Source organism: Vibrio sp. SALL6 (assembly GCF_002002385.1).
GTDB lineage: Bacteria > Pseudomonadota > Gammaproteobacteria > Enterobacterales > Vibrionaceae > Vibrio > Vibrio parahaemolyticus.
Genome location: NZ_MQVK01000051.1, coordinates 1 through 2,830, shown reverse-complemented (window position 1 = coordinate 2,830; position 2,830 = coordinate 1). Strand labels below are relative to the sequence as shown.

Below are 2,830 nucleotides of genomic sequence, written 5' to 3'. Positions count from 1 at the left end.
CACTCTTAAACAGATTGTTATACAGAAATTGTACCGTTTTCGTAATTTAAAGGGATTTCGCATGTCCTCTCTAAAAATTTGGCACCTGTAAGCATTGGAATATATTTTAAACGTTTCTTTTTCTCTAGTTGCTCTGGCTTGCCAACGATTACTTGATGTGCAGGAAAGTTATTGTCATAGTGCTCATTCAATCGAGAAGCTATTGCAGGGTCAACAACCAGATCTTTGCCTACATTTAGCCAAACATGGATATTCATTACATCATCAGAATAGCCCTTCTCCCATTCGCCAATTAAACCATCAACTGTTGTGTCATATTCATTGCAACCATTAATTACTACTTCACCAAATACTAATTCGCAAGGAATACCCTTTTTTTGAAAAAAGGTGAAGGCAGTTGCACCAAGTGGAATACATCCATCAGTCCACCCAAATGGACCAAATCTCTGTAAAAGAAAGTTCAATAGCTCATTGTTTGCAAGCTCGCCATAACGTTTAATGTCTCTAGCTGGAACCAATGTATCAATTGGCAATTGAGGGGAAATTTCTAGTTTTTTGGCTCTTTTTTCTGCTGCTTTTAGATACTCTATATACCGCATTTTTTCTTCTCTATTTCCTTCTGTATAACGCCCTGCTAAGGGGTGAGCAACGCAATACCGAAGCCGCTGCAAACCACCTTAATCACTAAATTCAACGCATAGTAAAAATGCCACGCGTTGTGAATCCCTCTTGAGCAGTTTGTTAGTTTGCAGGCCCAAAAGGTTGATTTTACGTTATTTTAAACTTTGCAAACAATAAACTTTATGTGTTTTGATGCACTTAAGTCAGGCGTAGTCTCAAAGCGGCTACTCAATGAAACCACGTGGAACAAACAACGCCGCAGAAAACGAACTCACAACACAAAAAAGCGCTTTTGGAAAACCAATCTCACAATGCGGACTTTCAACAAAGCCACTGAAACCACGTGGAACTTACCACACCAGAGAAAACGTCTTGCAGCGAGTAAATCGGCTTTTGTACCAACAAACTCACAGAGCAGAGTTTCAGCAAAAAAGTTCGACTCAGTTACCCAAAAAGTCACAGCACCAAAGAACAAATCAACCGCTGAAACGATGCCAATTGTGGTTTTTTACCACGCTGATTAACACTGAAATTAAATGCCGATACGACATGAGCTTTTACCGCAAGATCTTGCGATATAGCTACGTTTTTCCTCTCGCAAACTAACGCCGCATTAAGGTGTGAGCAACGCTACCACCAAGCCTAAACCATTGCGCCGTAAACACGAAACCCAACCTTGAACTGAAAATGCCAAGCGTTGGGAATCACTCTTAAATGCTTTGTTAGGCTTACTGTTCACCATTTATCTGCTTTGCAAAATCAGCGTGAAAACTGATTAGCTCAACACCATCAATTGCTTTTATAGATGCATTATTACCTTCAGCAGTGCAGAAAGGTGGATACGCGAATAACAGCTGACCAACCTTTAACTCCAAATCGCTTGGAATGTTCAATCTTTCAATTGGGTCCTCGTCAACCCAAGCCAAAAACTGTACCCAGGTACAACCAAATTCATCAATATCACCGGTTTCAGCATTCAATTTAACTACCAAGTTATCTCGAATAAGAAATTGGTCACCAAAGCAATCCTGAGCAATAGGAAAATCACTTGCTTTAACTTCCCGATATAAATTGTGGAAAGCCAACTCACCTTCTAAGAAGGTATTAACATTTAACAAGCGTTCTTGTGCATCATGAGAGCGGATCTGTAGACCGCCCGAATATAATATTTTCATCGTTTCTCGCTCTGTAAGCCTAACGCCCAATTAAGGGGTGAGTAACGCAACACCGATGCAACCGCAAACCACCTTAATCACCAAAATTAACGCATAGTAAAAATGCCACGCGTTACGAATCCCTCTTGAATTGTTTGTTAGCACGCTACCCTTAAAGCCTTTGGCACACACCAAGAAGCTGAAATATTGCAGGAAATTTATGGTTTAAAACACTGAAACCAAACGGGCAGCTACCAAGCTTAAAAGTAACTCAAGACGTAAGATGGATAGAAGAAAAATATGCCAAAGCGCCCTATCTCACCGCTTTCAAATTAGCAAAGGATACGGGCTTAGGACTTTAACAGCAGCTTCAAAGAAACCTAGCTTTGACGAAAATATCTCAGCACTAAAGAAACAACACCAGAGAAATAGCCCAAAAGTTAGAAACCGTAAACGCTAAAAGCAAAGCGAAAACTTCACATCTAGTGCCACCGGAGCGAACGTGAAAGGCACATTTGATCAGGTGTAAAGCTAGGAAAAGAAACCAATAAACACAGATAATTTTAACCTTTGATGCCAACCCAGTGCTAACGCCCGCTTAAGTGGTGAGCAATGCAATACGATGCTTCCGCACACCACCTAAATCACTAAAATCAACGCATGGTAAAAATGCCACGCGTTGCGAATCCGTCTTGAAGCGTTTGTTAGCTTTTTAGAAACGCCCCATTCCATGGAACAAACTAGCAAACAAACCCATTAAAACACCAAAAACAAGGCTCAGAATTATAGCGGCAGGGATAGAGGCAATCGCAAGTTTAACCATAAAAACAACCATCGACATGAATGGCATTTTTATATCCACAACTGTAACTTCCTGTTTTTCATTTTCTACAGACATAACTATTTCCTTATAATCGTATGCAATCAAAATTATTTTTACTAAGTAATGCAGCTTTTTGAGATAACCGATTTTTCCTTAAAAGCTAACGCCCTGCTAAGGGGTGAGCAACGCAATACAAAAGCCACCGCAAACCGCCTTAATCACTAAATTCAAC

General features: G+C 40.2%; 3 protein-coding genes. All 3 read right to left on the bottom strand.

From position 1 onward, the window contains the following. Positions 1 to 17 precede the first annotated feature (17 nt). Positions 18 to 599, bottom strand: coding sequence for a hypothetical protein (locus BIW15_RS23280; RefSeq protein WP_077281690.1), 582 nt, complete (start codon positions 597 to 599; stop codon positions 18 to 20). 750 nt (positions 600 to 1,349) lie between these two features. Further along, on the bottom strand, positions 1,350 to 1,796 hold the full coding sequence (locus BIW15_RS23270; protein WP_025795052.1) for a hypothetical protein: 447 nt from the start codon (positions 1,794 to 1,796) through the stop codon (positions 1,350 to 1,352). Between the two features lie 691 nt (positions 1,797 to 2,487). Continuing rightward, a complete protein-coding gene (locus tag BIW15_RS23245) occupies positions 2,488 to 2,673 on the bottom strand; it encodes a hypothetical protein (RefSeq protein WP_077281689.1) in 186 nt (61 codons plus the stop codon). Positions 2,674 to 2,830 lie beyond the last annotated feature (157 nt).